Here is a 237-nt window from a genome sequence, read left to right as displayed (position 1 = left end):
GTTATAGATCACTTGGAATACGATGTTATTAAAGTAGATTCAGACAAACAGTATTTATATTTCTATTTACAAGAAGTAGGTGGACATGATGAGTAACGAGCAATCAAAAAAGCGACTCCAGAAAATGAATAGCTTATTAATTTCTAAGTTAAAAGAAGCATTCGATGTAGGAGTATACCAGGATCAAGTGGGTGAAGATGAAGAAAAAGACTATCATTACTTCATTTTTGAAACAGG

The 237-nt window shown here is 32.1% G+C and carries 1 pseudogene; it reads left to right on the top strand.

Going from position 1 to position 237, the window contains the following annotated elements:
- Positions 1 to 96 (top strand): annotated as a pseudogene (locus ACQGS6_RS29615) (head-tail adaptor protein); the annotation flags it as partial.
- Positions 97 to 237: the final 141 nt, after the last annotated feature.

Origin of the sequence: Bacillus sp. GMs2/2, assembly GCF_050172095.1 — a bacterium.
Taxonomy (GTDB): Bacteria; Bacillota; Bacilli; order Bacillales; family Bacillaceae_G; genus Bacillus_A; species Bacillus_A cereus.
The sequence above is the reverse complement of the archived record's forward strand: the minus strand, read 5'-3'. Positions and strand labels throughout refer to the sequence as shown.